Origin of the sequence: Actinoplanes sp. NPDC020271 (assembly GCF_044388125.1) — a bacterium.
GTDB lineage: Bacteria > Actinomycetota > Actinomycetes > Mycobacteriales > Micromonosporaceae > Actinoplanes.
Genome location: NZ_JBIRWQ010000082.1, coordinates 1 through 2077, shown reverse-complemented (window position 1 = coordinate 2077; position 2077 = coordinate 1). Strand labels below are relative to the sequence as shown.

Here is a 2077-nt window from a genome sequence, read left to right as displayed (position 1 = left end):
TACACGATTACAACCATCATCGGCCCCACACCGCCATCGGCAAGACCACGCCGATCACCCGGTTGAACAACCTGGCTGGACATCACACCTAGCTCTCGCCGATCCGTGGATTTCATTGACTCCTGGCGGCATATCGCTCCTCGACACCCGGTGGATATATCGTCACACGCGGTGCGAAGTCGGCCTGCTCCTGGCCGGTTGAAGAGCCTGTCGGGCGGCGATGCCGAGCTGCGACCAACGATGCACCCGCACCAGAGCGAGACGAATAGAAATCGCTATGTCCGCTAAGCGAGATGCCGACAGGGCTAGTGCCTGAATTGGGCCAGTGCTGACTCTTGATTTCCGAAGACGTCTGCACGATTGTCCGTGCTCCTCTGCACGCGGTGGGCGCGGTGGGGCTGGTTGAGGCGAGGATCTTCGAGAAAGCGCGAGCTCCTGCGGCATACACCAAGGGCGTCGTCGCGCGGGTCGCCAGCTACCGGCAGCGCGAGCAGCAGGGGAACGAGCCGAGGGCGGCGTGATCGTGGGCCGCCCGGATGTTCCGGGCGGCCCACGATTGCGGGGGTTGATCAGTCGAAGTTGCCGATCAGGGCGACGCTTCCCCAGCAACTGTCGATGGTGAGGTAGTACGAGCTGTACAGGGTGTTGACCCGGCCGTCTTCGTAGGAGCCGGAGTCGGTGTGGCCGGACTTGACGACGTGGCCGTTCTCGGTGTCGATCATCTTCCAGTCCGCAGAGCAGATGTCGGTCTCGATGTAGTAGTTCACCCAGTTTCCGGGCTTCTCGGCGGGGATGGGCTTCGTGTCGCAGGAGAAAAAGACGACGTCGCAGTGCGCGCTGAGGTGATCGGGGTCCTCGGTCACCGGCGCGGCCAGGCCGGCCGCGACCGCGGCGACCGGCCGCGACGTTGCGGTGGAGGCTGCTTCGGCCGGCCCGGGGTCGATGGTGAGGTCGAGGCAGATGTCGAGCATGATGCCGATGCCGATGAGGCACAGGACCAGGACCCGAGCCAGGCCTGAGTTCGGTCGACGCATGTGTTTCCTCCTGGGTACCGGATGGGTGCGGTGAGCTCAGCTGTCCGGGTAGGGACCGGATCGTCGGGTGTTGACCGGTGCTGGCTGTGCATCCCAGGGTTGGGCCCTTGCCGAGGGGCTGATTCCGGTGCCGATGAGTGTCGATGGGTGCGCCGGTGGGAGGTGGTCGGCCATCATGGATGGCGATGAGTGCCGACGAGTCCCGACCGTCGTCGAGCCGCCGCCCTCGGGCGGTGGAGAAGAAGGTGCTGCCCGCTGGGCCGGCGAAGGATCTGCGGGATGCGATCTACCGGTTGTATGCGGAGGCCGACCGGCCGCAGCTGGCCGAACTCGCCCAGCAGGTCGCGGATGATGATGATCTGCCCGCAGCGCCGGGTAAGGACCTGATCGGCAAGATCATCAGTGGTGACGGGCTTGCCGGCCAGCAGGACACGGTGAGCGTCGCGGTCGTCCTGGCCCGGTTGGCCGGACGCCAGTCCGTCGCGCAGATCGCGGAGCAGGTCCGCCGGGCCTGGACAGCCGCGGCCACCGCCGAACCGGCCCCGCCGCCGGATCTGCCGGATCCGCTGGGCCGTCCGGTCAGCGCGTGTGATCCCCTCGTGCTGGAGGTGCACCAGGCGATCCAGGTCCCCGGCACCAGCACTACTACGGACGTGCTGCCCGGGTATGTGCCCCGGGTGCACGACACTCTGCTGCGCGAGGCCGCTGACGGGCTGCTCGGGGGCGGGTCGTCGCGGTTGGTGACGCTGGTGGGCGGGTCATCGACGGGCAAGACCCGCGCCTGCTGGGAACTGGTCCGATACCTCGATCAGAAGCAGCCGCGACAGTGGCGGGTGTGGCACCCGTACGACCCGACCCGACCCCAGGCGGCCGTGGCCGACCTGCAGCGGGTCGGACCGTGCACGGTGGTGTGGTTGAACGAGGCCCAGCACTACCTGATGCCGACCGACTGTCAAGCCCCGGGTTTGGTGGAGAGTTGATTAGCTGGTTTCCAGCGGTGCGGTGATCGGCTGGGTCATCGCGTGTGATGCCTCGTGTTCGGC

3 protein-coding genes are annotated in these 2077 nt (G+C 66.7%); 2 read left to right on the top strand and 1 reads right to left on the bottom strand.

What is annotated here, in order from left to right; all coding sequences use genetic code 11:
- The first annotated feature begins 392 nt into the window (after positions 1–392).
- Entirely contained in the window at positions 393–521 is a 129-nt protein-coding gene (locus ACH442_RS47985) for a hypothetical protein (RefSeq protein ID WP_396344918.1), read from the top strand.
- A 48-nt stretch (positions 522–569) separates the two neighbouring features.
- Here ACH442_RS47985 and ACH442_RS47980 read toward each other — a convergent pair whose 3' ends face one another.
- On the bottom strand, positions 570–1034 hold the full coding sequence (locus ACH442_RS47980) for a hypothetical protein (protein WP_396344917.1): 465 nt from the start codon (positions 1032–1034) through the stop codon (positions 570–572).
- Between the two features lie 185 nt (positions 1035–1219).
- Between ACH442_RS47980 and ACH442_RS47975 the strand changes: the two genes are divergently transcribed.
- Positions 1220–2014: a hypothetical protein gene (locus ACH442_RS47975; protein WP_396344916.1), complete on the top strand. Its 795-nt coding sequence runs from the start codon at positions 1220–1222 to the stop codon at positions 2012–2014.
- Positions 2015–2077 lie beyond the last annotated feature (63 nt).

Excerpts from the sequence above, each read along its gene's own strand:
- ACH442_RS47975 (WP_396344916.1), top strand. The coding sequence starts at position 1,220 with ATGAGTGCCGACGAGTCCCGACCGTCGTCGAGCCGCCGCCCTCGGGCG.
- ACH442_RS47980 (WP_396344917.1), bottom strand. The coding sequence starts at position 1,034 with ATGCGTCGACCGAACTCAGGCCTGGCTCGGGTCCTGGTCCTGTGCCTC.